The organism is Streptomyces sp. MMG1533 (genome assembly GCF_001279775.1).
Classification (GTDB): Bacteria; Actinomycetota; Actinomycetes; order Streptomycetales; family Streptomycetaceae; genus Streptomyces.
In genome coordinates this window covers 1-24,905 of sequence record NZ_LGDG01000006.1, presented here as the reverse complement: position 1 = coordinate 24,905, position 24,905 = coordinate 1, and the positions used below count along the sequence as shown (strand labels likewise).

General features: G+C 71.0%; 23 protein-coding genes. 11 read left to right on the top strand and 12 right to left on the bottom strand.

From position 1 onward, the window contains the following. Positions 1-258: RICIN domain-containing protein (locus ADK57_RS46735; RefSeq protein ID WP_199830458.1), on the bottom strand; the 258-nt coding region annotated here is incomplete at its 3' end. Between the two features lie 784 nt (positions 259-1,042). Between ADK57_RS46735 and ADK57_RS02630 the strand changes: the two genes are divergently transcribed. Both ADK57_RS02630 and ADK57_RS02625 read left to right on the top strand, forming a co-directional pair. Then, complete coding sequence (locus tag ADK57_RS02630) at positions 1,043-1,909, top strand: universal stress protein (protein WP_053747682.1); 867 nt, start codon at positions 1,043-1,045, stop codon at positions 1,907-1,909. Positions 1,910-1,939: 30 nt separating this feature from the next. Then, positions 1,940-4,273 carry a heavy metal translocating P-type ATPase gene (locus tag ADK57_RS02625; RefSeq protein WP_107091463.1) on the top strand — a complete coding sequence of 778 codons (2,334 nt, stop codon included), beginning with the start codon at positions 1,940-1,942 and terminating at the stop codon, positions 4,271-4,273. A 217-nt stretch (positions 4,274-4,490) separates the two neighbouring features. Here ADK57_RS02625 and ADK57_RS02620 read toward each other — a convergent pair whose 3' ends face one another. After that, on the bottom strand, positions 4,491-5,387 hold the full coding sequence (locus tag ADK57_RS02620) for a universal stress protein (protein ID WP_053747681.1): 897 nt from the start codon (positions 5,385-5,387) through the stop codon (positions 4,491-4,493). 138 nt (positions 5,388-5,525) lie between these two features. Further along, positions 5,526-6,428, bottom strand: coding sequence for a universal stress protein (locus ADK57_RS02615; protein WP_053747687.1), 903 nt, complete (start codon positions 6,426-6,428; stop codon positions 5,526-5,528). Positions 6,429-6,646: 218 nt separating this feature from the next. On the opposite strand from ADK57_RS02615, the gene ADK57_RS02610 reads away from it, so the two are divergent. Together ADK57_RS02610 and ADK57_RS46730 are read left to right on the top strand one after the other, a co-directional pair. Further along, complete coding sequence (locus tag ADK57_RS02610; protein WP_053747680.1) at positions 6,647-7,486, top strand: universal stress protein; 840 nt, start codon at positions 6,647-6,649, stop codon at positions 7,484-7,486. A 191-nt stretch (positions 7,487-7,677) separates the two neighbouring features. Continuing rightward, positions 7,678-7,944, top strand: coding sequence for a hypothetical protein (locus tag ADK57_RS46730; protein ID WP_078972912.1), 267 nt, complete (start codon positions 7,678-7,680; stop codon positions 7,942-7,944). Here ADK57_RS46730 and ADK57_RS02605 read toward each other — a convergent pair. After that, positions 7,866-8,615 carry an SDR family oxidoreductase gene (locus ADK57_RS02605; RefSeq protein WP_053747679.1) on the bottom strand — a complete coding sequence of 250 codons (750 nt, stop codon included), beginning with the start codon at positions 8,613-8,615 and terminating at the stop codon, positions 7,866-7,868. The genes ADK57_RS46730 and ADK57_RS02605 overlap by 79 nt on opposite strands. Before the next feature lie 267 nt (positions 8,616-8,882). Then, positions 8,883-9,953: a zinc-dependent alcohol dehydrogenase family protein gene (locus ADK57_RS02600; protein ID WP_053747686.1), complete on the bottom strand. Its 1,071-nt coding sequence runs from the start codon at positions 9,951-9,953 to the stop codon at positions 8,883-8,885. 368 nt (positions 9,954-10,321) lie between these two features. Between ADK57_RS02600 and ADK57_RS02595 the strand changes: the two genes are divergently transcribed. Both ADK57_RS02595 and ADK57_RS02590 read left to right on the top strand, forming a co-directional pair. Continuing rightward, entirely contained in the window at positions 10,322-10,852 is a 531-nt protein-coding gene (locus tag ADK57_RS02595; protein WP_324612173.1) for a hypothetical protein, read from the top strand. A 140-nt stretch (positions 10,853-10,992) separates the two neighbouring features. Then, positions 10,993-11,658 carry a DUF4389 domain-containing protein gene (locus ADK57_RS02590; protein WP_053747685.1) on the top strand — a complete coding sequence of 222 codons (666 nt, stop codon included), beginning with the start codon at positions 10,993-10,995 and terminating at the stop codon, positions 11,656-11,658. Between the two features lie 66 nt (positions 11,659-11,724). Here the strand turns inward: ADK57_RS02590 and ADK57_RS02585 are convergent, their stop codons facing one another. From ADK57_RS02585 to ADK57_RS02575, 3 genes are all read right to left on the bottom strand, one after another. After that, positions 11,725-12,234 (bottom strand): flavodoxin domain-containing protein, encoded by a 510-nt coding sequence (locus tag ADK57_RS02585; protein WP_053747677.1) that lies wholly within the window; start codon positions 12,232-12,234, stop codon positions 11,725-11,727. A gap of 140 nt (positions 12,235-12,374) precedes the next feature. After that, on the bottom strand, positions 12,375-14,774 hold the full coding sequence (locus tag ADK57_RS02580) for a glycoside hydrolase family 65 protein (protein WP_053747676.1): 2,400 nt from the start codon (positions 14,772-14,774) through the stop codon (positions 12,375-12,377). 73 nt (positions 14,775-14,847) lie between these two features. Further along, complete coding sequence (locus ADK57_RS02575) at positions 14,848-15,723, bottom strand: universal stress protein (protein ID WP_053747675.1); 876 nt, start codon at positions 15,721-15,723, stop codon at positions 14,848-14,850. A gap of 333 nt (positions 15,724-16,056) precedes the next feature. Between ADK57_RS02575 and ADK57_RS02570 the strand changes: the two genes are divergently transcribed. Beyond that, the gene (locus ADK57_RS02570; RefSeq protein WP_053747674.1) at positions 16,057-16,458 is read left to right on the top strand and encodes a Crp/Fnr family transcriptional regulator; all 402 of its coding nucleotides are present in this window, start codon (positions 16,057-16,059) and stop codon (positions 16,456-16,458) included. 24 nt (positions 16,459-16,482) lie between these two features. Continuing rightward, entirely contained in the window at positions 16,483-17,160 is a 678-nt protein-coding gene (locus ADK57_RS02565; protein ID WP_078972911.1) for a CBS domain-containing protein, read from the top strand. A gap of 84 nt (positions 17,161-17,244) precedes the next feature. Here ADK57_RS02565 and ADK57_RS02560 read toward each other — a convergent pair whose 3' ends face one another. From ADK57_RS02560 to ADK57_RS02550, 3 genes are all read right to left on the bottom strand, one after another. After that, a complete protein-coding gene (locus tag ADK57_RS02560; RefSeq protein ID WP_053747672.1) occupies positions 17,245-18,174 on the bottom strand; it encodes a pyridoxamine 5'-phosphate oxidase family protein in 930 nt (309 codons plus the stop codon). A gap of 209 nt (positions 18,175-18,383) precedes the next feature. Then, positions 18,384-18,695, bottom strand: coding sequence for a DUF1876 domain-containing protein (locus ADK57_RS02555; protein ID WP_053747671.1), 312 nt, complete (start codon positions 18,693-18,695; stop codon positions 18,384-18,386). A 311-nt stretch (positions 18,696-19,006) separates the two neighbouring features. Continuing rightward, positions 19,007-19,825, bottom strand: a complete 819-nt coding sequence (locus tag ADK57_RS02550; RefSeq protein WP_053747670.1) for a universal stress protein — start codon at positions 19,823-19,825, stop codon at positions 19,007-19,009. A 272-nt stretch (positions 19,826-20,097) separates the two neighbouring features. Here ADK57_RS02550 and ADK57_RS02545 point away from each other — a divergent pair, with 272 nt between their 5' ends. The 3 genes from ADK57_RS02545 to ADK57_RS02535 all read left to right on the top strand — a co-directional run bounded on the left by ADK57_RS02545 (position 20,098) and on the right by ADK57_RS02535 (position 23,810). Beyond that, positions 20,098-20,973, top strand: a complete 876-nt coding sequence (locus ADK57_RS02545; protein ID WP_053747669.1) for a universal stress protein — start codon at positions 20,098-20,100, stop codon at positions 20,971-20,973. Positions 20,974-21,076: 103 nt separating this feature from the next. After that, positions 21,077-22,552, top strand: coding sequence for an AAA family ATPase (locus ADK57_RS02540; RefSeq protein ID WP_053747684.1), 1,476 nt, complete (start codon positions 21,077-21,079; stop codon positions 22,550-22,552). A 229-nt stretch (positions 22,553-22,781) separates the two neighbouring features. After that, on the top strand, positions 22,782-23,810 hold the full coding sequence (locus tag ADK57_RS02535; protein ID WP_053747683.1) for an alcohol dehydrogenase catalytic domain-containing protein: 1,029 nt from the start codon (positions 22,782-22,784) through the stop codon (positions 23,808-23,810). A gap of 303 nt (positions 23,811-24,113) precedes the next feature. On the opposite strand, the gene ADK57_RS02530 is transcribed toward ADK57_RS02535, so the two are convergent. Further along, a complete protein-coding gene (locus ADK57_RS02530) occupies positions 24,114-24,569 on the bottom strand; it encodes a pyridoxamine 5'-phosphate oxidase family protein (RefSeq protein WP_053747668.1) in 456 nt (151 codons plus the stop codon). Between the last annotated feature and the right edge of the window lie 336 nt (positions 24,570-24,905).

Here is a 24,905-nt window from a genome sequence, read left to right as displayed (position 1 = left end):
GGTCTGACTGCCGACGCAGTTCCACTGCTGGACGAGGGCCTTGTTGGCAGTGCTCATGTTGACGACGTCGAGGCACATGCCGCTCTTGGTGACGGCCAGGGTGTACGTACCGCCGGCGCTCGGCGTGGCGGCCTGCGCGGGGCCCGCGGAAGCACCGATCACCAGGATCGGCACCGCCAGGACCGCCGCGATGGCCGTTCGAGCCCAGCGGCGTAATCGCGATGCGGCCCTCGGACGTTCGGATGTCGTTCTGCGCATGCTGTTCCTTCCTCGTGGAGTGCACGTTCATGAACGTTGTCCCGTTTTTGTTGCGGACATGACATATCGGAGCCCAGGAGGTGCGGATGATCAAGATCTGAAACGCCTCATTGCCGCGCGTCGTACTGTCGGCGTCGCGCTGTCTGCCGTCGCACCGGAGAATGCGGCCCCTCCGTTGCAACCGTGTTTCGTATATGACGTATGGAGTACGACGGCCATGAAGGTAGGAGCCCTCCACCTATTCGTCAATGCTTCTTACAAAATCGGCTTGCCTGGTCAACTGGTCCTCAACGCCGGTTCCCTTGAGGAGTCCTGACCCGTGACCGTGTCGAGCAGGGGCATCGCCTCGTACGTGGGCGTTTCGAGTTCGGCGGGGGACACGACCTGAACCTCGCCTGGTTCGATGGAAATCTCAGTTGGTGGATGTGCCCTGTCTCACCGTGAAGCCGGGGGTGTTTGTACCAGTCGCCCCACTCGGCGGTGGCGTGCTCGACGTGCGAAAGCGTATTCGGGTGAAGGCGTGGGCCGCGGGGCCCCTCCGCGGGGGTCCGCCTCCCCCGGCGCGATCTCTGCGATCTCTGCGATCTCCGCGATCTCTGCGACGGGCAGGCTCGACGTCGAGCCTGCACCCACGCCCCACACAGGGCCGAACGGGACCCCACAGGGCACCATCCGGCCCTCGCCCGCAAGCCGTGGGGCGATCACTCTGGACGTACGGAACGGGAACACGGACACGGCAGCCGGACGCGGTCCTCACCTGTCGTGCCGACACTGGAGGTGCGCCATGGCCGGACCCGTCGTCGTGGGACTCGACGGCACCCCCGCGAGCATGACGGCCGCCTGGTGGGCCGCCGGGGAGGCCGCAGACAGGCATCTGCCCGTGATCCTGCTCCACTCCTGGACCACCCAGCCGCTCAACGTGCCCATCGCCCAGGAGGCCCTCAGCAAGCAGCGTTACGGCCTCGGCGTGTTGCAGCGGGCAGAAGCCGAACTGCTTCACCGTTACGGCGATCTGACCCTCACGACGGAACTGGTGTCGGAACCCGCCTCCCAGGCGCTCCTCGAACACAGCAGGAGTTCGTCCATGCTGGCCATCGGGTCTCGTGGACACGGCGCCCTGGCGAACTTCCTGCTCGGCTCCATCAGCCTGCACGTGCTGGGGCTCGCCCAGTGCCCGACGGTCACCGTCCGGGCCGAAGACGCGGCCGTCGAAGCCGGCTGGGACAGTCCTGCGGCGGCGGACCGGAACGAGGTCGTGGTCGGCCTGCACGAGCCCGGGCCGTCCGCCGACCTGCTGCTGGAATTCGCCTTCGCCGACGCGGAGTTGCACGGAAGCGCCGTACGCGCGGTGCGGGCCCTGTCCCCCCTGGTGCCCCATCACCACGCCGACAGCCGCCACGAGGCGGCGGAACACGCGCGGCTCGCCGCCGAACTGGCCCCGTGGCGGGAGAAGTTCCCTGACGTCGGCGCCGTGGCACAGGTCGCCACCGGCCCGGCCGCGCATGTGCTGCTGTCCGCGTCCGCGCACAGCCGGCTCACCGTCGTGGGACGTCGTCGGCACCCGTCCCCGCTGACCTGGAAACTCGGACCCGTCGCGCACGCGGCGCTGCACCACGTCCCGTGCCCCGTCGCCGTGGTACCGCACGACTGAGGTGCCGACAGCACTCCTGTGAGGACTGCCATGGACCGCTTCATCACGGGTAAACCGGTGCGCCGTCGGGTCGCGGAACTGTCCCTGCCCACGCACCTCGAGCCGGTGCTCCTGACGATCACGGCCGCTGCCCTCACGGCGGGAGGCATCTTCCGGCTCTTCGGTGCTCCCGGCGTCGCCGATCTGTGCTGGGGTCTGGGTACCGTCGTCGCCGTCGCACCCGCGGTGGGCTGGGTGCTGACCGCGCTGCGGCGCGGTCACGCGGGCGTGGACCTGATCGCGGTCCTCGCGCTCGGCGGCACCCTGGCGGTGGGCGAGTACCTGGCCGGGGCCCTCATCGCCCTGATGCTCGCCACCGGCCGCACCCTCGAAGCCGCAGCCCAGCGGCGCGCCTCCCGCGACCTGCGCGCGCTGTCGGAACACGCGCCCCGCACCGCCCGCCGCCGCGACGACACCCAGGTGCGCACCGTGGCACTCGCCGAGGTCGCCGTCGGGGACCTGCTCGTCGTCGGACCGGGCGAGGTCGTCCCCGTCGACGGCCGCGTCGTCGGCACCTCAGCGGTGCTCGACGAGTCGGTGCTGACCGGTGAGTCCGCGACCCTCGAACGCGCGGCGGGCGAGACGGTGCGCAGTGGTGTGGTCAACGCGGGCAGAGCGTTCGAGCTTCGGGCCTCGGCGACGGAACAGGAAAGCACGTACGCCGGGATCGTGCGGCTGGCCCGGCAGGCGGGTGCGGAATCCGCTCCCGTCGTGCGCCTGGCCGACCGCTACGCGGCCTGGTTCCTGCCACTGTCCGTGACGGCCGCCGGGCTGGCCTGGCTGGTCAGCGGTTCCGCCGTACGCGCGGTGGCGGTCTTGGTGGTCGCAACGCCCTGTCCCCTGCTTCTGGCGGCACCGGTGGCGATCGTCTCCGGCCTGTCGCGGGCTTCCCGGTTCGGGCTGGTGATCCGTGACGGCGGCGCCCTGGAGAACCTGGGACGGGCCCGGACGCTGCTGCTCGACAAGACCGGCACTCTCACCGCCGGACGTCCGCGCGTGCTCGACGTGTGCCCGGCACCGGGCCGGACACCGGCCGACGTCCTGCGGCTGGCCGCCTCTGTCGACCAGTACTCGCCGCACGTCCTGGCCGAGGCCCTCGTCGACGCGGCCCACGAGCGCGGACTGGAACTCGCCGTACCCGAGGACGTGTCCGAGGCCCCCGGACGGGGCGCCACCGGCACCGTCGAGGGCCACTCGACGGCCATCGGCCGCGTCGATCTCGCTGCCGGCTCGCCGGCGTGGGCTCGCTCGGCCGACAACCGGGCGCTCCTGGACGGAGCTGCCGTCGCCTGGCTGACGGTCGACGACAGCCTCGTCGGCGCCGTCCTCCTGCGTGACCCGCTGCGGCACGACGCGCCCCGGACCCTGCGTCGGCTGCGCGCGGCGGGCATCGAGCGGCTCGTGATGCTGACCGGCGACCGGCCCGAGCCCGCGCGCGAGATCGCCGCGGTCCTCGGTCTCGACGGCGTGCGGGCCCGTCTCGCTCCGGCGGACAAAGTCGCCGCCGTGCGCGCCGAACGCTCGCACGCGGTCACCGTGATGGTGGGCGACGGCGTGAACGACGCCCCGGCCCTCGCCGCCGCCGACGTGGGCGTGGCCATGGGGGCGCGCGGCTCCACGGCCTCCTCCGAGGCCGCCGACATCGTCATGACCACCGACCGGGTGGACCGGCTGGCCGACGCCGTCACCCTTGCCGTCCGCACGCGGCGCATCGCCGTACAGAGCGCCCTCGGCGGCATGGTGCTGTCCCTCGCGGCCATGGTCGCGGCCGCCTTCGGACTGCTCCCGCCTGCGGCCGGCGCTCTGCTCCAGGAGGGCATAGACGTCGCGGTGATCCTCAACGCGCTGCGCGCCCTGCGCGTGGGACCGGCGACGTCGCCGACGCTCCGACCCACCGCGGAGGCGCTCATCCACCGCTTCGCCGCCGAGCACGACGACCTGCAGGACGTTCTCGAAGCCGTACGCGGCGCCGCCGACCGCCTCTCCGACAGGACCGGTCCCGAAGCGCTGGCAGCGGTACGCGAGGCACACCGGCTGCTCACCGAACGACTGCTGCCGCACGAGTACGCCGAGGAGCACCAGCTCTACCCGGCGCTGGCCCCCTCCCTGGGCGGTCCCGAGGCGACCGCCACCATGAGCCGGGCCCACGCGGAGATCGAACGACTGGCCCGGCGCATCTCCACCCACCTCACGCTCGCCGACGCCGACAGCGGTCCGAGCAAGGAGCAGCTGGACGACCTGCGGGCGTGCCTCTACGGGCTCCACACCTTGCTGCGCCTGCACTTCGTCCAGGAGGAGGAGAGCTACTTCTCTCTCGCTCCGTGACCCGCACGGGGCCGGCGGTCCGCGCGCGGGTCCGGGCGGACGGGGACCGCCGTCGACGACGTCAGGCTGCGCATCGCGCCCGCCGGCAGGGGCGTGGCCCGGCGCACCCCGCTCGATGGAGCGGCAGATCCCGAGTCGGCGACGAACTCGCCGCCGGCAATGGGCTCGCGGAGGCGCCCGCACTCATCGGCGTACCCGGCGGCCCGTCTCCGTGTCGTCAGTCGTGCGGGACCAGCACGACCGGCCGGGACACGTGGTGGATCAGCGCGTGGGCGACCGGGCCGGTGTGCGAGCCGACCGTGCCGCGCCGCCTGCGGCGGCCCACGACCAGGAGGCCCGCCCCGTCCGCGGCCCGTACGAGGACGTGTGCCGGACGTCCCTCATAAAGCGCTTCGCGGACGAGCACGGCGGGGAACTTCTCGCGCCACGGCTGGAGCAGGGCCCTGAGTTCCCGTTCCGCGTCCGCCCTGATCCGTGCGTGCGTCTCGGTGTCCGGGATGCCGCGGGTGAGCGGCACGTGCCAGGCGTGTACGGCACGCAGCGGCGCCCGGCGCAGCTCCGCTGCGTGGAAGGCGAACTCCAGTACCTCATCGCACGGGCCGTCGACGTCGAGGGCAACCGCGACGTCACGGCCGGGCGTACGGGTGGACGGCTTGCCGGCGTTGTCCGGCAGGTGTTCGTCCTGCGCGGTGTCGCCCGCCCGCACGAGAACGACGGGGCGTTCGACGTGGGCCACGGTGGCCATGGCGACCGAGCCCGACATGAACCCGCCCATGCCGCTGAGTCCCTGGCTCCCGATGACGAGGAGTTCGGCGTTCTCCGCCTCGGCAAGCAGTGCGGGGCCGGGCTGCTTGCGCACCTGTTCGGCGGCGATGTACAGCTGCGGGTAGCGCTCGTTCAGCCGGTCGACGGCGGCGCGCAGCACCCGGCGTGCGTGGTACTGGGGTGCCCGAAGTTCGGGCAGGGTCGCCTCGGTCTCCGCGTCCGGCAGTCCCTCCCAGGCATGCACGAGACGGAGCGGCAGTCCTCGGCGCAGGGCTTCCCGGGCCGCCCAGTCGGCCGCGGCGACGCTCTCTCGCGAACCGTCCAGACCGGCGACAACTGGCCTCATCATGACTGTCACCTTCCTTGTCATCAGTACTGCCCGTGCTCCTCGGTGGTGTCCGTGGCCTCGGTTTCGTGTTGGTGGTGTCGGTGGCCTCGGTCGTGCTGGTGGTCTCGGTCGTGCTGGTGGTCTCGTCCGGAAGCCTCTTCACTCATGCGGTACGACGGCCACGGGGCAGCCGACCTCGTGGATCACGGCGTGTGTCACGGGGCCGGTACGCGGTCCCACCGGCCTCTCGGGCAGGCGGTGTCCGACCACGAGCAGGCTCGCTCCGGTCGCGGCTCGGACGAGCACGTTGGAGGCCTTGCCCGGCGCCACCGTCGCATCGACCTCCACGTCGGGGTACTTGTCGCGCCACACCTGAAGCACGGCGGACAGATAGCCCTGCCACTCGTCAGCCTGCTGAGAGTCGGTCACCAGTCCTATGTCGCCGGGCCCGAGGCCGATCGGGGACGCCGCGCGCCAGGCGTGGACGACCCGAAGCCGTGCGTGGCGGAGCCGAGCGGCCTGGAAGGCGAACTCGATCACCTCGTCACACGGTTCACCCAGGTCGATGCCGAGCACCACGTCCCGGTAGCCGGTGCGGGTCGATGCGCTTCCGTCGGCCGCCGGAAGATGTTCGTCCGCCGCCTCCTCTTCCGAGCGGACGAGGACGACGGGACGCATGGCCTTGGCCACCACACCGAGCGCGACCGAACCCACGAGGAATCCGGTGAACCCGCTCAGTCCGCGCGAGCCCAGTACCAGCAGGTCGGCTCGCTCGGCGGCCCTCAGGAGGGCCTCGGTCGCCGGCCCCTCGACCTGCTCGTCGTAGGGACGGATCTCGGAGCACGCGGCGCGCACGTGGTCCTCCGCCTGACGCAGGACGCGCCGTGCCAGGTGCCGCTGCACGGCGGTCGCGGGCTCGCCCGCGCCCTGGCGGGGGTGCCAGTTCCAGGCGTGCACCAGACGCAGCGGTCGATCGCGGCGCACTGCCTCGCGGGCCGCCCACTCGGCGGCGGCCAGGCTCTCGGCCGATCCATCGACTCCGGCGACAACGGGGAGCAGCATGACGCGCACCTCCAACGTTCGGTCCCTTCCTCCTACCAGCGTCGTCCGGCAGCCGTCGTGCGGGGAGGGGCTACGAGGTCCTCCCCGGGGGCCATCCGGCCCATGCCCGGGCACGGTTCGGCACGGCACGGTGGGAAGGGGGAGAGCCTCCCCTCCGCGCTCGCGGCCCGCCGTGCCGCGAGGCGACAGACGGCCCACGTCCTTGGAGGCGAACCGTGATGGAGCGAGTCGTGGTCGCCGGTGTCGACCGGTCGGCACGCAGCCGCATCGCGGCCGACTGGGCCGCCCACGAGGCGATCTCACGCGGGCTGACCCTGCGCGTGGTGCATGTGACGCCCTTGGGCGATCTGGATGCGGCCGAGCTGTGGCCGTACCGCCCGGAGACCGTGGCCCCGTACGTGGCCTCGCAACTCGCGGCTCGGCACCCAGCCTTGCGGATCGAGTCGGTGCGGCTTGCCGGGGCGGCGGCAAGGGCGCTGCTGTTCCAGAGCAGGAGCGCGGAGATGATCGTGCTCGGCGTGCGCGGCGAGGGGGGCTCCGCCGGACTTCCGCTCGGGTCGACGGCGCTGGCCGTGGCCGGGGCCGCCGCGTGCCCGGTGGTCCTGGTGCCGGGCGGGAACGCGGGTGCGGGCCCGCCGGGGCGGACGGACAAGGTGACGCTGGCGGTCGACGCCCGTGACCCGGCCGACGGCGCGGTGGACTTCGCCTTCGACACGGCACGCCTGCGCGGAGCACGGCTGCACGCGCTGTACGCCGGGTCTCCTCCGGGCACGAAGACCGGGCGGAACTCCCCTGCACCTTCGGCCCCTGCCTACGCCGCACGCGTGGATCAGGACATGGCGCTCCTGTCCTATGAGTTGCAGCCGTGGCGGGCCAAGTACCCGTGCGTGCGCGTCCTGGAGGACGTCGTCCTCCTCGACTCCGTGCGGGCTCTCGTCCGGACCTCGGGCAACGCGGAGCTGATGGTGGTGGGGCGGCGGGCCGGCAGTGGGCTCGGCCCGGTCGCACACGCCGTCGCGCAGCACACTCGGTGCCCGCTCGCCGTCGTTCCTGCCTGACTCTCAGTCCGCGGGCACCGGACGAGCGTTGGGTACTGTCCTGTTCCCTCCGAAGCCGATCGGGCCGATGGCAGGACATCCGGTCTCTGCCCGCGTCCACCGATCCGTTCGACTCCGTAGCCGCGGCACCCCCTTCGGGCCGCGGTACGTCCCTCGCCGCGCGTCCCGCACGCCACCACACGACGAGGGGCATGCCGACCGTGTCGGGGCTCGATCCGGAGATCGCGGACGGCGAGTTCATGGTCCTGGTCGGCCCGTCCGGCTGTGGGGGCGGGGTGCTCCTGCCCCTGCCCCGGGCGGCCCTGCGGGCCGTGCACGGCGAGGGCGCCACCGAAGTCACCCTCGGCGTCCGACCCGAGCAGTGCGACATCCTCTCTGCTCAGCGGACGGACGGCAGGGCAGCGGGAGTGCCGGTCGTCGCGCCACCGTCCAGGACGAACTCGGTGCCTGTCGAGTAGGTGGCCTCGGCGATGATGAACGCGACCATGCGGGCGACCTCCTCCGGCTCCCCGAAACGCGGAATGGGCTGTCCGGAGGCGAACGACTCGTCGATGTCGGCCGTCATCGCGGTGTGTACGACACCCGGGTGAACGGAGCAGACCCGGATCCGGTCGGCGCCGAGTTCCAGCGCCGCGGTCTTCGTCAGTCCGCGCAGTCCCCATTTGCTGGCCACATACGCCCCCACGCCGGCGTAGCCGGTCAACCCCGCGCTGGAGGACATGTTCACGATCACACCGCCGCCGGCACGGCGCAGCGACGGCACCGCGGTACGGATACCCAGCCAGGCGCCCTGCAGGTTGACGTCGACGACTCGGCGGAACGACTCCAGGGTCTGCTCCTCGATGGTGGCCCACTCGACGATCCCGGCATTGTTGACCAGCACCGAGACCGGGCCCAGCTCACGTTCCGTTTCCGCCACCACAGCCTTCCAGCCTTCCTCGCTGGTGACGTCGAGGTGCACGTACCGGCTCCGGCCGCCGAGTTCCGCGGCCGACGCCGCGCCCTCGGCATCCAGGACGTCGGCGACCACCACGGCTGCGCCTTCGGCCGCGAGCAGCCGCGCGATCGCGGCTCCGATTCCCCGTGCTCCGCCGGTGACGATCGCCACCTGCTCGGTGAGCCGCTTCATCAGACCTCCTGCAATCAGGCTTTCGACGACGAGTCCCAGAGCAGGCATCGGTCGCCGTACGGCACGCCTCAAGCGCCCGGGTGGGTCGACTGTCCGTGGACGTGGCTCGGCCTCGGGCACGGCGAACGCGGGACATGGCACCGGGCGCCGCCACGCATCAGGCTGGTGACAGGGCCGACCGCGGCGCAGGGCCGCTGCATGGCCGTCGCGCAGCCGCGGGATCCAGTGCCGCCGCAGGGCACGAACCCGGGCCTTCGCTTCCTCGGGTCAGGACGCCCGGACCGTCAGGACGTCGTGCTGCTGGCCGCCGAGAACGACCTTGAGCGCACCGGTGTCGCCGGCCTTGGAGAAGACGTCGTACGCCTCCTCCATGCGGTCCAGCGGGAAGGTGTGGGTGACCATGGACGTCGCAGGCAGACGGCCGGCGGCCATCATGCGCAGCAGCGTGGGAGTGGAGTACGTGTCGACCAGGCCGGTGGTGATCGTCACGTTCTTGATCCACAGGTCCTCGAGGTGCAGTGTCGCGGGCTTGCCGTGCACGCCGACGTTGGCCACGTGCCCGCCGGGCCGCACCATGCGCATGCATGTCTCGAAGCTCTCCGGGACCCCGACCGCTTCGATGACCACGTCGGCACCGAGCCCTTCGGTGAGGTCGGCGACCAGCTGCTCGGCTTCTTCACCCGCCGCGGCCACGGCATCGGCGCCCAGGCGCTTGGCGGCCTCCAGCCGGGACGGGGCGAGGTCCACGGCGATGATCTTCTCGGGTGTGTACAGCCGGGCGGTGGCAATCGCGGCGAGTCCGATGGGTCCCGCCCCGACCACGACGACGGTGTCTCCGGGCCGTACGCGCCCGTTCAGAACACCCACCTCGTAGGCGGTGGGGAAGATGTCGGCCAGCAGGACGGCGTCCTTGCTGTCCACCGCACCGGGAAGCGGGTACACGGACAGATCCGCGTACGGCACGCGGACGTACTCGGCCTGGGTGCCGTTGATCAGATGGCCGAGAATCCAGCCTCCGCCGCCGCGGCACTGTCCGTACGTTCCCTCACGGCAGAAGCGGCAGCGGCCGCAGGCCGTGATGCACGAGACCAGGACGCGGTCGCCGGGGCGGACACCGCGTACGTCGCTGCCCACCTCGACGACCTCGCCGACGGCTTCATGGCCGAGCACCGTGCCGGGGCGAACCTCCGGCACATCGCCCTTGAGGATGTGCAGGTCGGTCCCGCAGATGGTCACGGCGTCGACGCGGACGATCGCGTCGGTGGCTTCCTGCAGGCCGGGGTCGGTGATCTCCTCCCAGGCGGACTCGCCGGAGCCGTGGAACACGAGTGCTTTCATGACGATCCCTTCCTGGGCCTTCCGGGTACCGGTCGTGGGCGACAGCGGCGTCGGGCAGCTGCGCGCGGCCACCCACTTCCAGCCTGCCCGTGACGGCTGCCGTCCGCATGGGCAGGTCGGTCCCCTTTGCCTGCGGCAGCCTGCCGTCCTCGCCAAGGCAGCCCCGGCCACCGCTTGCGCAGCAGGGCCGACCCGCCCAAGGCCGGACGTGAGGGGTGCACCGGACGGCCCCACGATGCCGTCCGGTCGGCCCCTGCCGCCGCTCGTGCGCGCGTGTCACCTTCCTGTCAGGGACGTCGAGGAGGTGCAGTCCCATGCGCAAGGTGAGGCGAACGAGGCAGAGGTGGTGGCGGTGGCGGAGCAATCCGTTGCGCCGGCACACGGACATCGTCGAAGCCTGGATCGTGCTGGCCGTGTGGACGGTCATCGCGCTGGGCGGCACTCTCGTCGGCCTGGTGACGGCCCACGCGGCCGATGAGTCCTTCGCGCAACTGCGGCGCGAGCGCCACTCGGTTCCCGCCGTCCTCATGGAGAGCACGTTCGGCGCGGTACCGACGGGGGAAGGTACGGCACCCGAGCGCGTCCGGGCGAAGGTCCGCTGGACGGCGTCGGACGGTTCCACCCGTACCGGCCGGACCCTGGTGGACTCCGGGCGCAAGGCCGGATCGAAGGTCGTTATCTGGATGAACAGCCAGGGGCAGCTCGCCGCCGAACCGCCGACCGCGGGTGCGGCGGCCGCCGAGGCGGCCCTGTTCGGCACCGGGGCCGCGCTCGCCTTCGGTGGTCTGACGTTCGCCGCCGGACGCCTCGCACAGTGGCGCCTCGACCAGCAGCGCTACGACCAATGGGGCCGTGAGTGGGACCAGGCCGGACCGCAGTGGGGGCGCAAGGCCGCATGATGCGGGACCGGTCGGCCCTCGCGTAGTCCGACCGGTCCCCCAACAGGCCCACACTGCCCTCGCGGGGGCACGCGGAAGCAGTCAGGCTGGTCATGAGCCCACTTGGCGACTCAACCGCCGGGGCGAAGGAGCTGATGACCATGACGACCTTGGTGGGATTCCCGAGCCACCCGGTCCGGGTGAACGCGCGTATCGACTCCCCACTGTCCCGATGGCTGTGGCTCGTGAAGTGGATCCTCGCCATTCCGCACTACGTGGTCCTGTGCTTCCTCTGGATGGCCTTCTCCGTGGTGACCGTGATCGCGTTCTTCGCCATCCTGTTCACCGAGCGCTATCCCCGCGCCTTGTTCGACTTCAACCTGGGTGTGATGCGCTGGAGTTGGCGGGTCGCCTACTACTCGTACGACGCCCTGGGGACCGACCGGTACCCGCCGTTCAGCCTGGGCGAGGAACCGGATTACCCGGCACGGCTGGACATCGCCTACCCGGAGCGGCTCTCCCGCGGCCTGGTGCTGGTGAAGTGGTGGCTCCTGGCCATCCCGCACTACATGGTCATCGGCTTCTTCGTCGGCGGCGCCCACCTCGGCTGGTGGTCCGGCGGCCTGATCGCGCTGCTGACGGTCATCGCGGTCGTGATCCTCGCCTTCACCGAGAAGTATCCGAAGGATCTGTTCGACCTGATCATCGGCCTCAACCGGTGGGTCCTGCGAGTCTCCGCCTACGCCGCACTGATGACGGACGAGTACCCACCGTTCCGTCTGGACCTGGGCGGCTCGGAGACGACCCCTCCGCAAGAACACGCGTGATCGCCCGGACGCCGACGGCCCCTGGCCGGTGCCCACGAGTCCGGGGTACCGGCCAGGCCATCCGGTTCAGCTCCGGGGCGGCTCCTTCACGAGTTCGTTGCCGATTCGCGCGGCCCACGCCTCGATCTGATGGAAGTCACGGAAGTCCCCGCCCTTTCCGGAGGAGACGATCTTCCGGGCGATGAATCCCTTGGCTCCCTCTTCGAGGCAACCGCCGAACGTGATGTGTTCCTGGGCGTCGAGCCGGATCATGGTCCGGCGGACCCCGGGGACGGGTGGGATGTCGCGTTCCGAAGCCGAGGCGTCGAGGGGACCACTGCTGAAGAGCCACAACGGACGCCCGGTCAGTTCGCGGGCATGGCGTCGGACGAATCGCCGTGCGTCCTTGTGCCAGCGCCCCGCGTACAGGCCACCGCCGACCACCACGGCGTCGTACGACTCCAGACTCTTCACGGACCGGGCGGGCATCGCCTCGACCGTCAGTCCCTCCTTGCGCAGGACCTCTGCGATGGCCTCCGCGATCTGCGCGGTCGACCCGTTCGTCGTGCCATAGGCGACCAGCACCTTGTTCTGCATGACGGTCCGCCTCCTCTCACAGCCTTCGTAGCCATTCCTCCGTAACACCCTGCTCGCCGATTCGTCCGGCCGCACGTGCGGGAGGACCGGGTCGACAGCCGACGGGTCGGCGAAGCCGTGGATACCTCGATTCCTGTGGATCAGTCTTCCGGCAGCAGCAGCGTGCAGGTCTCTCCCGGTGCGACGGTGACGGCCCGGTCGGTCAGGACCACACGGATCGGTGACTCCTCCGAGTCGGGCACACCGATCCGCAACTGTCCGCTGCGCAGCCGGACGCCGACACCCCAGTGGCCGCGGTAACGCAGTGAGAATCCGTACTCGGACAGCGCCGGAAGCGGCACCGGGTCCAGCCGCAGTGCGTCCTGTCTGGTCTCCAGGCCGGTCAGGCCGCGTTGCACCAGATCGAGGGTTCCGGCCATGGCGCCGAGGTGGATGCCTTCGCCGGTCGTGCCGCCCTGCAGGTCGGCGACATCCTGTTCCAGGGCTTCCCGGCAGTACGTCCACGCCTCGGCCCGTCTGACGCGCGCCAGGACCCACGCGTGGACGAGGCCGCTGAGGGTGGAGCCGTGGCTGGTGCGTTTCAGGTAGTAGTCGACGGTCCTGCGCCAGATCTCGTCGTCCATGTCGTAGCCGAGGCGGCGGAACAGGTCGCGGAGCTCAGCGGGCGAGAAGAGGTAGCCGAGCATCAGGACGTCGGCCTGTTTGGAGGCTTGGTAGCGGTTGACGGTGTCGCCCTCGGCCTCGAGGATCCGGTCCAGCCGCCGGATGCTGTCGTAGCGTGCGCGGTAGCCGTCCCAGTCCAGTTCGGCGAGGTCGCCGTAGCCGTCGAACTGGCTGATGACGCCCTGGTGGAAGGGCACCCGCAGCCGCCGGGAGATGTCCTCCCACTTCGGGAGTTCGCCGCTGTCCAGCTCGATGCGCTCGAACACCTCCTGCCGGCGCCATGCCGGAAGGTTCCGCACCAGGTACAGGGCACGGCTGAGGACCCAGGCGGCGGTGACGTTGGTGTACGCGTTGTCGTCGAGGCCCGGCCGGGCGGCTTCCGGGTAGCTGTCGTGGTACTCGTCGGGGCCGACCACGCCGCGGATGCGGTAGCGGCCGATGTCCGGGGCGAAGTCTGCGGCGTCCGCCCAGAAGCGGGCGATCTGCAGCAGCATCTCCGCGCCCTTGGTGTGCAGGTACTCGGTGTCGCCGGTCGCTTCGCAGTACTGCCACACGTTGTAGGCGATCGCCGAGCCGACGTGGTGCTGGAGCCGGGAGTTGTCCGCCAGCCAGCGGCCCGAACGGGGGTTGAGATGCAGCTGCTGGGTCTCCTCACGCCCGTCGCTGCCGCTCTGCCACGGGTACATCGCCCCGGCCCGGCCCACCTCGCCGGCGGCGCGGCACGCCTGCGGCAGACGCCGGTGGCGGTAGTTCAGCAGCGCTCGCGACACCTCCGGAAAGTGCAGGTTCAGGAAGGGCAGCACGAACAGCTCGTCCCAGAAGACATGCCCCCGGTACGCCTCTCCGTGCAGGCCCCGGGCCGGAACGCCCACGTCCAGCTCCGTGGTGTGCGGGGAAAGCGTCTGCAGTACGTGGAACAGGTGCAGGCGCAGGACGCGGCCCGCCTCCCCGGGCACCTGGATGTCCGCGCGCCGCCACAACCGCGCCCACGCCGCGACGTGCGGGTCCATGAGCGCCGCGAAGTCTCCCGCCGCGGTCACCCGGTCGACGGCCGCCCCGTACGGGTCGCCGATCGCCAGGTCGCGTGAGGTGTGCAGGGCGGCGGTCTTCTCCACCACGGCGGGCCGCCCCGGAGCGATCGGTATCACCAGTCGCTGCACCGCACGGTGGCGGGACGTACGGACCTCCGACGACGCGGGCGGCTGTCCGACGGCTACCGTGCGGGCCGCCATTCCGATGCCGATGTCGGACGTGCTGGTGCGGCAGCGCAACCACGTCGTGTCGGCCCCCACCGCCCCGGTCCGTACGTGGGCCAGGTGGTTCCGGTTGAGGGACCGGTAACGATGCACGTTGCTGTTCATGACGCCGCCGTCGAGGACGGACTCGACCTCTATCTCTCCCGACCACTTCTCGGCCGTGAAAACGGTCCGCAGCACGGCCAGGTGAGGATCCGCCATGTGTACCAGGCGGGTCTGCTGCACGCCCAGCACGCCTGCCACGGCGTCCCGGTAACGGAACGTGCGCGTCAGCGTGCCCCGGCGCAGGTTCAGGGTGTGCCGGTACTCGAGCAGCTGTCGCGCGTCGGGAGAGAACCACGGGCCCGCCGATCCGTCCGCCGAGCGGAGACGGAACCGCAGGAGCAGCCAGTTCGGGAGATTCACCAGATCCTCGTTCACGACCTGCCGTCCCGCCACGGTCGACTCCAGGCGGTTGTAGACCCCGGCCGCGTAGGTGGCCGGGTAGTGCACCAGGCCGGCCTTGCACTCGGGCACGGCGCCACGGGTGGCGAAGTAGCCGTTGCCGAGCGTGCACAGCGATTCGCGCAGCCGCTCGGCAGCGGGGTCGTATCCCTCGTACTCCCAGGTCCACTCCGACATCCGACGTCCTCGCCCTCTCCTCGGGAGAAGCTCTCCTTCATGAGCCGTGCAGGAGCGGCCCGAGGGCCGGAGTTCAGGCTCGTTGCGGGACGACGGCGACCGGGCACTCGGCGTGGTGCAGCAGGGCGTGCGCGACCCTGCCGAGCTGCAGACCGAAGTGGCCGTGCCGCCTCAGCGCACCTACGACGATCAGGTCGGCGTCGGCCGACGCGTTCAGGAGGACTGTGTGGGCGGAGCCTTCGACCGCTTGCCGATGTACGTCGACCTGCGGGTGCTCCCGTACGGGGTCACGGAGTACGTCGGTGAGGAGGGTGGAGGCCCGTTCCTCGTGGACGGGGGCAGCGTCATCCGCCATCAAGGGATGGTCCACGTGCTCATGGGCCGGGCGGCGCCAGGCCCGTACGGCATTGAGCGTGCAGCCGCGCACTTCGGCCTCACGGAAGGCGAACCGTACGGCGGCCGGGCTTTCGGTGGAGTCGCCGACGCCGACCACGACCCGGCCGAAGGAGCTCTGGCGGTTCCGCTTTCCGCCACGGACCACGATCACCGGGCAGACCGCGCGGGCGGCGACCGCGAGACTCACCGACCCCAGCAGCATCCCGGCGAGGGTGCCGCGACCGCGGGATCCCATGACCAGGGCAAAGGATTCATGGCCCGCGTGCAGCAGCACGGACACGGCGTCCTCGGGCAGCACCTCGCTCGACACCTTCAGCTCCGGGCCACGGAGCCGGGCACGTTCCGCGCACGACGCGACGATGTGCTCCGCCATGATCGCTTCGGACGGGCGGCCGGTGCCGAAGGACGGACGGACTCCCTCGTACCGCTCCCACAGGGAGGCGTGGACGACCCGCAAGGGCAGCCCGTGGCGCACCGCCTCGTCGACCGCCCAGTCCACGGCCTCCAGGCTGGAGTCCGATCCGTCGACACCCACGACCAGCGGGAGCTCCATCGTCCCCACCGCCTTCCTGCCCGGCCACTGCGAGAACCTCCTGTGAATACCGTCGCACCGCCCGTGGCCCACCGCGACACGCGGATCGACTCCCGAAGTGACTCGGCCCGGGTTGCGTCACGCCGCTTTGCGGCGATCGTGGAGTCATGCGGCCGGGAGGAAGTCACCGCCAGGTTCTCCCGCCGCCAGGGCTTCCGCATCGGCCGCGTGCCGAGGCGTCCGTGACCGGACAGGCGCCCGCCTCCACTTCGAGGTCACGGAGAAGGGACGGCCATTGTGGTTGCGAGGACCGGCGTTTTCAGCGCCTTGACCAAGGAACATCGCGAGCAGCTCATGTCACTCGCTCGTGAGGTGTCGTTCGCGACGGGCGAGCGCATCTTCGAAGAAGGCGGCAAGGCCGACCACTTCTGGATCATCCACACGGGCACAGTCGCTCTCGACCTCCATGTTCCCGGCCGACGCCCAGCGGTCATCGAGACGCTCGATGCCGGAAAAATGCTGGGCTGGTCCTGGCTGGTCCCTCCCCATCACTGGCATCTGGGCGCCGAGGCCAGCAGCCCGGTGCGTGCCTACGAGTTCGACGCCCTTGCGGTTCTCGAGATGTGTGCGAAGGACCCCGGGCTGGATCACGAGGTGTGCGCCTACACCGTCGGTGTGCTCTCGCGCCGGCTCAGGTCCGCCCGGGTGCGACTGCTCGACCTGTACGCGCCCTACGGTGCGGGCGAGGTGCCCTGACGAGGCGAGACGAGGTGGTTTGAAGTGCCGACGACACCGCACGTCGTGAGCGATGTGATGACCCTGACGGTCGTGGCTGTCGGACGCGACGCGCCCTTCAAGGAGATCGTCCGGACCATGGAGCAGTGGAACGTCAGCGCCATGCCCGTCCTTGAGGGCGAAGGCCGCGTCATCGGTGTTGTCTCCGAGGCCGACCTGCTGCCCAAGGAGGAGTTCCGTGACAGCGACCCGAGCCTCTCCGAGCAACGCGGGCGTCTGTCCGACGTCGCCAAGGCCGGGGCGGCAACGGCGGGAGAGCTCATGAGCACCCCTGCCATCACGGTCCACCCCGACGTCACCCTGGCCCAGGCGGCCAGGATCATGGCCGTCCGGCACGTCAAGCGTCTGCCCGTGGTCGACGACATCGGCATGCTCCAGGGCATCGTCAGCCGTGGCGATCTGCTGAAGGTCTTCCTGCGGTCGGACGAGGACATCGAGGAGGAGGTCCGCCGCACCGTGGTGTCCTACCTCTTCCCGGCGTTCAGCCACGCCATCCACGTGAACGTGGACGAGGGAGTGGTCACCCTCCGCGGCCACATCCGCGACACCTCGCTCATCTCGGTCGCCGTGCGCCTCGTGCGCGCCGTGGAAGGCGTCGTCGACGTCGAGCCCCGCCTCACCGGCGGGTCCGCCTCTCCGGCCGGACCGGCCGGCGCGCAGTGAAGGTCGGCCGATGCGGCCCCGCGACCAGGGTGGAAGAGGGCCTGCGCCGGCGCGAGTCACCGCGTGGTCGAGAACCGTTCTCACTCACGGCTCGACCGAAGTAATGCGGCGCCCCGTGATGCGCATGGACTGGATCGACACCCACATCTGGCGTTCGCCCCCTGGCCAGGGCTTGGTGTGGGCGCGTTCGACCAGCTTTCGCACCGAGTCGGGCTCGGTGACGACCCGCGCGGGTCCGACGACAAGAACGCTCCAGCCCTGGCTCATGGCCTCGTCCACGTGGTCGACCTCGAAGGCGACCTCTGATCCCACGGCCGCCGCCAGGACCGAATCCGGTGCGGTCCGGAACGCGATCTCGTCGTCGACGACGTCGTAGTTCACCGGAACCACGGCCGGGCCGTCCGGTGTCGACACCGCGACACGTCCCACGCCGTGCGTGGAGAGCCGGGCGCGGCATTCGTCGCGGGAGAGGTCCCGCAACTGCGGGTGCAGTGCCGCCTGGCCCTGGCCGGGCGGCAGATCGACGCCGCCCCCGAGCAGGGCGGTGACGGTGGTTCCCAGCGCGTCGCCCAGCCTGATGAGACTCGCCATGGTCGGGTCGGCCGGCTGCTCTTCGAGGTACGCCAGGTACCCCGGGGCTATTCCGGCGCGATGAGCCGCCTCCACCCGGGTCAGTCCCTGGCGGGTCCGCGCGGCGGCGACGCGTCGGCCGATGTCACCGGGATTGGGACGCCTGCCGAACCGGGACCCGCCCGGCTCTCCGTGCCACTGCCCGCCGGACTCGTCCTCGCTCGGCCGCGAAGGCTCAGGGGCGCTGCCGGGGCGGTGCTCGATGTGGTGGATGTGTGCGTCCGCCCCGGGAAAGACAAGGGTCACCTCGTCCGTGTCCGACCAGCGCACATCGTAGGGAGGCGTCCCGTCCGCATGGTGGAGTCCGACTATCTCGCCGTCGCGCCTGGTGGCACCGGTGACAGGGCTTTCGACAACGAGTTGATCGCCGAGTTGAGCTCGCATGATCGCCGCCGTTTCCTCAGAACGCTGTTGTACTCAACGTGCCACGTGCGGCGGGCCGCCGCACGGGATGCATCAGGCAGCTCGTCAAGCCGCTTGCGGAGAACGCACCGGTGGCTCCGTCGCGGTCGAGAACCCGATCCCGGGTGACCGGGCGGCTGTGCCCTCCAGAGCTTCCGCCAACGGCACTTCACCCCCGCCGGCGATCCACGTCACGCTCCCTGGTTCTGGTCCGGCATCGGCCAGCCGGTCTCCGGGCGGGCGCTCTGCCCGGTCGCAGGCGTGCCCAGGACGTCGATGTCGCGCTCGGCGATGTCCACCAGCTGCCGGCCGAGGTCGTGCATGGCCCTGCCCGCCGCCAGTTCGTCACCGACCTCCGGGACGTCCGTGTCGGCGGGGTTCCGGTGCGCCGCTCCGTGCCCGGTGAGCTCTGTGGTGCCGGTCTTCAGCACCACACGCGCCTTGGTCGTTCCCTCGTCCTCGAAAAGGTAGAGGCGCACCTTCCATTCCACGGTATGGGGCATCGCTGTCCTCCTCATCCTGCTGGTACGGACCCGCTGTGACCCGGATGCGCCCTGCTGAGGGACGCGCAGGTCCCGCGGCCGGGGCCAGGACCTCGTCATCGATACGGCGGCGGACCTCACCGGTGAGCGCGGCCCGTCGCCCGGAGGTCATCGCCCGTGGCGCGAGGGGGTTCCGGATCTGGGCGGGTGCTTCTGGTGCGGCTGACGGGACCTGGTGTGTGCTGCGAATCCTGTGCGCTCATGGTCCGGCCTCCTGCTGTTGCCGGTGAGTGAGTCTGGTGAGTCCCTCTCCCCCACCACCACGTGCCCGGTCATATCTGCGGAACGACCGCGATCGGACACGGCGCGTGATGCAGCACCGCATGGTTGACCAGGCCCAGCTGCAGACCGACGTGCCCATGTCGTCTGCGGGCTCCGACGACGAGCAGGTCAGCATCGGACGCGGCGTGCAGGAGAGCATGTCGTGCCGGGCCCTCGGCCACCTCGCTGCTCACCGGCACCTCCGGATACCGCTCCGCGGGGCCGCGCAATGCGTCGGCGAGCACCTGCTCAGGCGGCCGGTCGAGGGCCTGGAGTGCGTATCCGGACAGGCCCGGAGGCCCGGGGTTCCCGACCGGGACACTCCAGGCGTGCACCGCCACCAGCCGACAGCGCCGCACCTGGGCCTCGCGGAAGGCGAACTGCACGGCCGTACCACTGCCTTCCCCGTCCTCGACTCCGACAACGACGCACCCGAGGCGGCCGTGCCGTTGCTCCTCCCCGCCGCGCACCACGACGACCGGGCAGTCGGCATGGGCCGCCACAGCCAGGCTGACCGAGCCGAGGAGCAACCCGGCGAGATCACCGAGCCCTCTGGACCCGACCACCAGCGCAAGCGCGTTGCGTCCCTTGTCGACCAGGGCGGACGCCGCGTCCTCGGACAGCACCTCACTCGACAGCCGCACCGCAGGCGCACTCCTTCTGGCTCGCTCCGAGGCGGCGGCGACCAGATCGGAGGCCTCCTGGTCCACTGCGGCTGCGTGCAGGAGATGGAGCGGCACGTCGTGTCGGAGCGCCTCGTCCGCGGCCCAGTCCACCGCCTCCAGGCTCGCCTCGGACCCGTCGATGCCGACCACCAGGGGGACCGCCATCGCTTCCGCCTCCTTCTCATGCCGGACGTCATTGCCCGGACGTCATCGCCCGCCCGTTCGCCGCCGTCGCGGGGACCACATGCGCCGCGAGGAGATCTGGGGTACTCCTCGATGGAGAAGCTCCGTGCTCAACAGGTCGACCAGACGCCCATACGGCGCGCCGAGCACGCCCGGCAAACCGGCCTGAACAGCCACCGACCACGGGACGCCGGCAGCCGGACAGCGGCACACACACCGTCCTTCCAGCTTCGTACGAGACGGAGGAAGTCGCCATGGAACGAGTCCTCACCGTGGGCCTCGACGGCTCACCCGAGAGCCTTGCCGCTGCCCATTGGGCCGCCGACGAAGCCCAGCGGCGCAAACTCACCCTGCGCCTTCTGCACGCGTGGCCGCTACTGGCGCCGGAACCGACCAACATCCCCTCGGAAATCGACCAGAACTACTGGGCGAAGAAGCTCGTGCACAACGCCCAGACGGAACTTCAGGCACACCACCCGGGCCTCACCGTCGTCGGCAACCTGGTCGCCGACGACGCCCAGGACGCACTGATCCGAGCGGCGGCGGAGTCCGAGATGCTCGTGCTCGGCTCACGGGGCCTGAGCCCCGTGGAGAGCTACTTCCTCGGCGACATCAGCATGAGCGTCGTGGCAAGCGCCGAGCGGCCCGTGGTCCTCGTACGCGCCGACCAGGGTGCAGAAAGGCCCTCGGCGCCCGCGTCAGGTGCGGCAGGCGGCGTGGTGGTGGCGCTGAAACTGCACGGCCCGTGCGACGACCTACTCGAATTCGCCTTCACCACCGCAGCAGCCCGGGGCGAGCCCCTCCGCGCCGTCCACGGCCGCGGCATACCGATCCACGCGTACGCCCCGTGGGGCGTGGACCACACCGTGACCCGGGAGATCGTCCAGGACGCGCAGAAGCACCTGAGCCAGGCCCTCCGCCCCTGGCGTGAGAAGTTTCCGGGCGTGGCCGTGACGGACGTCATCCGCCTCGAAAGCCCCGCCAGGGTCGTCATGGAAGCCGCCGAGCGCGCCGAACTCCTGATCGTGGGCCGTCGCACCCACCACGCCCCGGCACCACACCTGGGCCCCGTATGCCAGGCAGCCGTCCACCACGCGCGCTGCCCTGTCGCCGTCATCCCCCATGACTGAGCCGAGCCACTACGGGGAGCCTGTGGTGTCGGAGCGGCGGGCCGACGTGTCCGTGCTCCGGCCCGGTGCCGCTCGCGGGACTCCACCGCTTCCGCGTGCGGAGGTGCGCGAGACCCACACGGCCGTGGTGATGTTCGTCGGGGACCGCGCCTACAAGGTCAAGAAACCGGTCGACCTGACGTTCCTGGACTACACCACGGTGGCTGCCCGACAGACTGCGTGCGAGCGGGAAGTCGCCCTCAACCGCCGTTTCGCCCCCGACGTCTACCTCGGCATCGGGGAATTCAGCAGCCCGGACGCGGAACTGCCCGAACCCGTCGTGGTGATGCGCCGCATGCCCACGGAGCGGCGGCTCTCCCAGCTCGTGCGGGAGGGCATGGCGGTCGACGATTCCCTGCGAGCCGTCGCCCGGCTGCTCGCGGCCCATCACGCGAGGGCGCCGCGCAGCCGGGAGGTGGACGAGCAGGGCACGCGCGACGCGCTGTCCTCGCGCTGGGAGGCGAGCTTCGCCCAGGTCCGCGCACTGTCCGACGACGGCGCCGCGCCCGACGGCGTGGAGGAGGTCGAGCGGCTGGTGCGCCGCTATCTCGCCGGTCGCAGGCATCTGTTCGACACCCGGATCGAGCAGGGCCGGGTGGTCGACGGGCACGGGGACCTGCTCGCCGAGGACGTCTTCTGCCTCGACGACGGCCCGCGCGTCCTGGATTGTCTGGAGTTCGACGACAACCTGCGCTACGTCGACGGCCTCGACGACGCCGCATTCCTGGCCATGGACCTGGAGCAGCTCGGCGCCCCGGAGGCTGCGGCGTTTTTCCTCGCCGAGTACGGCGAGTACTCCGGCGACCCCGCCCCGCCTTCCCTTCGGCATCACTACGTCGCCTACCGCGCTTTCGTCCGTGCCAAGGTCTCGCTGATCCAGGCACGCCAGGGCACGCCCCGCGCGGAGGCGGCGGCACGCCGCCTGATCACGACCGCCGTGCGTCACCTGCGCGTCTCCGCCGTCGGCCTGACCCTCGTCGGCGGTCTCCCGGGCAGCGGGAAGTCGACGCTTTCCGGCGCACTCGCCGATCGGCTGGGCGTCACCCTGCTCAGCAGCGACCGCCTCCGCAAGGAACTGGCGGGCATCCCTGCGGAGCAGTCGGCAGCCGCCGGCTACGGCGAGGGCCTGTACTCACCCGAATGGACCAACAAGACGTATGCGGCCCTGCTCGACCGTGCGTCGACGCTGCTGTCCCGCGGCGAGTCCGTCGTCCTCGATGCCACCTGGACCGACGCGGGACAGCGCGAAGCCGCCCTGCGCATGGCCGAACGCACCCACGCCGACCTGGTGGCCCTGCACTGCCGGGTTCCGGGGGAGACGACGGCCGCCCGCCTGACCACCCGCGCACCCGGGGCGTCCGACGCCGGCCTCGACGTGGCCACCGCCATGGCGGCCACGGAACCGCCCTGGCCAGAAGCCGTCAGGGTCGACACGAGTGGCTCCCTGGAGTCAGCGGTCGTCCAGGCGCTGGCGGCCATCCGCCCCCATGCCACCAGCCAGGTCCCGGTCTTCCGCCGCCCTTACATGGAGCCGGACTAGTGGACCCGCCGAGTGAGCCCGATGGTGGGGCTGTTCGAAGGCGGGTCTCGCGGGACGTGGCGCATTCCCGCATCGTGGGCCGTACAGGGAGGAACCCCGGCGCGGAGGCGTGGCAGGCGGCAGGCCCGGGTCCGACGCTTCAGAGGAGTCCGACGGCCCAGGTTGCCGCCACCTCTTTCGAGAGCGAGGGTGGAGGGAGGTGGCCGAGTCAGCCAGGGAGTGGATGACCATGCGAGCACTCGTCTACCACGGCCCCGGCCAGATCTCCTGGGACACGGTCACGGATCCGGTGATCGAGGACCCGACCGACGCGATCGTGCGCGTCGACACCACCACCCTCTGCGGCACTGATCTGCACATCCTGAGCGGAGACCTGCCCGAGGTGAAGCCCGGAACGGTACTCGGCCACGAGGCCGTCGGCGAAGTGGTGGAGGTCGGGCACGAGGTCCACTCCATGGCCGTGGGCGACCAGGTGATCGTGTCGTCCGTCTCGGCCTGCGGCCACTGCCCGCTCTGCCGGGACAGCATGTTCGGACAGTGCCACGGCGGGGGCGGGTGGATCCTCGGAAACCTGGTCAACGGAACACAGGCCGAGTTCGTACGGGTGCCCTTCGCCGACTACTCCACCCAGCGCAGGCCGGGCGCCCTGGCCCTGGAGGACGCGGTCCTGCTCGCCGAAGTCCTCCCCACCGCCTACGAGGTCGGGGTGCGGAACGGGCATGTGAGCCCCGGGGACACCGTCGTCGTGGTGGGCGCCGGTCCCATCGGGCTTGCCGCGGTCATCACCGCGCGGATCTACTCACCGCGCAGAATCATCGCGGTCGACCTGTCCTCCGCCCGGCTGGAAGCCGCCGGCCGGCTGGGGGCCGACTCCGCCGAAGTGCCCGGGCGCCTGATCGCCGATCTCGCGGACGGGCCCGGCGCCGACGTGGTCATCGAGGCCGCCGGGGATCCGGAGGGCTTCGTCCTGTGCACACGGGTCGTTCGCTCGGGCGGGCACATCGCCAACATCGGCATGCACGGCAAGCCGGCCACGCTGCATCTCGAGGCGCTGTGGCGCAAGAACGTGACGATCAGCACCGGCCAGGTCGACACCTCCTCCACTCCTTGGCTGCTCGACCTGGTGACGTCCGGACGCCTGCACATTTCCCAGCTCGTCACGCACTCCTTCGGCCTCAGCCGGATGGAGGACGCCTACGAGGTCTTCGCCCACGGCACCGACACGGGCGCCCTCAAGGTCGTACTGCACCGCGAATAGAGCGCCCCGGCCGGTGAGCGGGCGCGACGCGGCCCTGTGGCTTCATAGAGCCCTTCGGCCCCTCGGCCTGGGCCGTTGGGCTCTACTGCTCATCGTTGGGTTGTGGTGCTATGGAAGTGAGCCGAGGGCGACGACAGGACGCGGCGAAGCGGAGAGACACCGCGCACCGCGCAATCCGGGTCCGCGAGAAGCGGGCGGCCCTCGGCTCCACCATCACCATGAGGCTGCTGCGGCCGGTCGGACCGGCCGGCTTGGCACCACGAGAGCCCGGCGAGCGGTGGGGCGGGGGTTTCCGTGCCGCGGTCAGCCGAGCCAGCGCCCGTCGCGCATCAGGTCGCGTCCCTGCAACTCGTTCGCCTCCCGCCAGGCCTGGATGCGCCGCGGCCGGACCAGGAAGTACTGGTAGGGCTCGTCGAGTTCGCGCGGGTCGAAACCGGTCTTGGTCGCGAACGCGTCGCCCTTCTCCGGGCCGAGGTCTGCGATGTCCGCCGGCTCGGCGGTGCCGTCGACGAGGACGACGTCGCGCGTCGGCCCGAGGCTGAGTCGCACGCGGCCGTCCGCCAGCAGGTTCCGGCCGGTGACCGAGGCGCGCGGTGTCGAGATGAGGAACGCGGTCCCGTCCCAGAGGTATGAGAGCGGGATGAGGTGGACTCCGCCCGGGGAGCCCGACGTCGCGACCCAGAGATCGACATCGCTCTCCAGTTTCGCGCGAGTGTCCCGCAGCCTCTCCTCAAGCCCACGCGGCGGCGCGCCCGTCATACTTCCTCCAGTCAGTTCGTGGAGAGCCCCTGTCCCAGAGGAGAGGCTCCGTCGGTCATCGGCCGGTTCATTCGGCGGCCGTCAGGGCGTCGGCGACAGCGATGCGGCCTCCCAATGCGGACCCGACCGGGTAGGTGAAGGGCCGGCACCGCCGCCGATCACGAGCCGACGCGCTCCGGTGCCGTCGGGAGAGACGCCGACGTCCTCGGCCTGGGCACGGCGCCTGTACCGCGCCCAGGTCTGGTCACCTGTTTCGCCACACAGGACGGCATCCCCGCCGTCGCGCTCGCCGCCTCGCGCCGATAGACGCTGGGCGGCACGCCGACCAGCTCCGTG